1 protein-coding gene is annotated in these 2,062 nt (G+C 72.9%); it reads left to right on the top strand.

Translation table 11 applies throughout. From position 1 onward, the window contains the following. Positions 1–2,062, top strand: a 2,062-nt coding sequence (locus tag APY03_RS44845) for a YhdP family phospholipid transporter (protein ID WP_269747412.1), incomplete at both ends; no start/stop codon positions are given.

Below are 2,062 nucleotides of genomic sequence, written 5' to 3'. Positions count from 1 at the left end.
GTGCCGGCGGCAGCGGCCGCCGCCGCAGCGCCGACGCCCGAGGCCGGTGCGCCCGGCATGCGCGGCGCCACCATCGATTTCGACGCCACCCAGGCCGGCGGCAGCGCCGCATTGAGCATCGCCAACGGAGCGCTGGACTTTCCGGGCGTGTTCGAAGACCCGGTGATCGCGATCGACCAGTTGTCGGCACAGCTCCAGTGGAAGATCGACGGCGACAAGTCCCAGCTCCAGGTCTCGGGCCTCAGGTTCGCCAACGCCGATGCCGAGGGCGAGGCGCAGGCCAGCTGGCGCACCAGCGACCCTGCCAGTTCCAGCAGCCGCGCGCGCTTCCCCGGCGTACTCGACCTGCAGGGCAAGCTCACGCGCGCCGACGGCACCCGCGTCTATCGCTACCTGCCACAGCACATTCCGAAGGAAACGCGCGACTACGTGCGCGACACCGTTCAGAAGGGCAGCGCCAGCGCAGTGGACTTCAAGGTCAAGGGCGACCTGCACGACATGCCCTTCACCGACCCGAAGCAGGGCGACTTCCGCATTGCCGCGCGGGTGGCGGACGTGCACTATGCCTACGCGCCGCCGGTGGCCGGCTCGGCGATGAACTGGCCGGCCCTGACGGGCGTGAGCGGCGAACTGGTCTTCGAGCGGGCGGGCATGCAGGTGCGCAACGCCCGCGGGCGCCTCGCGGGCGCGCCAGGCATCGAGGTGACCAGGGCCGAGGCCCATATCCCCGACCTGGACCACGATGCGCCGCTGCTCAAGGTCGAGGCCCAGGCCAAGGGTCCCCTGGCCGAGCTGCTGCGCGCCGGATCGCCGCTGGCGGGCGAGGCCGGCCCTGCGCTGGCGCGCGCCCGCGCCACCGGGAATGCGGACTACCGGCTGCGCCTGGAGCTTCCGCTGTCGGCCATGGACAAGGCCAAGGTGCAGGCCAGCGTCGCCCTGGCCGACAACGACATCCAGATCCTGCCCGAGGCTCCCACCCTGGGCCAGGCGCGCGGCACGCTGAGCTTCACCGAAGACGGGTTCTCGCTGGCCGGCGTACAGGCGCGCGCACTCGGCGGCGCCGTGCGCATCGAGGGCGCGGGCCGCTGGGGTACGGCCCAGGAGCTCAGCCTGCGCGCCCAGGGCAACGCCAGCGCCGAGGGCATGCGCGCGGCGCGCGAGGTCGACTGGCTGGTGCGCCTGGCCAGGCACGCCAGCGGCAGCACGCCCTACACGGCCGCCTTCTCGATGCGCGACGGTGCCTCCGAGTTCTCGCTGGCCAGCAGCCTGCAGGGCCTGGGGCTGCAACTGCCCGCGCCGCTGGCCAAGCCGCCCGAGGACCCGATGCCGCTCGCGATCGAAAAGAAGATCGTGCAGCGCGAGACCCGTGCCGGCGCCCCCCCGCTGCTGCACGACCGGCTCTCGATCGAGCTGGCCCGCGTCGGCTCCGCCTCCTACGTGCGCGACATCTCCGGAAGCGAACCCCGCGTGCTGCGAGGCGGCATCGGCATCGGCCTGTCCGCCGGCGAATCCGCCAACCCGCCCGAGCGCGGCGTGCTCGCCAACATCCAGCTCGCGCGCGTCGACGTGCCGGCCTGGCAGGCCCTGTTCGGCGACAGCACGGGCAAGACGGCCGAGGCAACCGAGGGCGGCGACGACACCTCGGCCTACCTGCCCACCATCCTCGCACTGCGCGCGCAGGAGCTCGCCATCGGCGGCCGCACGCTGCACAACGTGGTGCTCGGCGGCACCCGCGAGGGCGCGCTCTGGCACGCCAACATCGATGCCACCGAGCTCAGTGGCTACGCCGAGTACCGCAGCGCGCAGGCGGGGCGCCTGTACGCGCGTCTGGCGCGCCTGAAGATCGCGCCCAGCACGGCCAACGCGGTCGAGTCGCTGCTGGACGAGCAGCCGAGCACCCTGCCTGCCCTCGACATCGTGGTCGACGACTTCGAGCTGCTCGGCCGGCGCCTGGGCCGTGCCGAGATCGATGCGGTCAACCGCGGCGGCGCCGGGCGCGAGTGGCGCCTCAACAAGCTCGCATTCACGACCCCCGAAGCCAGCTTCACCGCCCAGGGCGCCT

The organism is Variovorax sp. WDL1 (assembly GCF_001541225.1).
Lineage (GTDB): Bacteria > Pseudomonadota > Gammaproteobacteria > Burkholderiales > Burkholderiaceae_C > Variovorax.
Note: the sequence above shows the minus strand (reverse complement) of the source record. Positions and strands in the feature narration are given on the sequence as shown.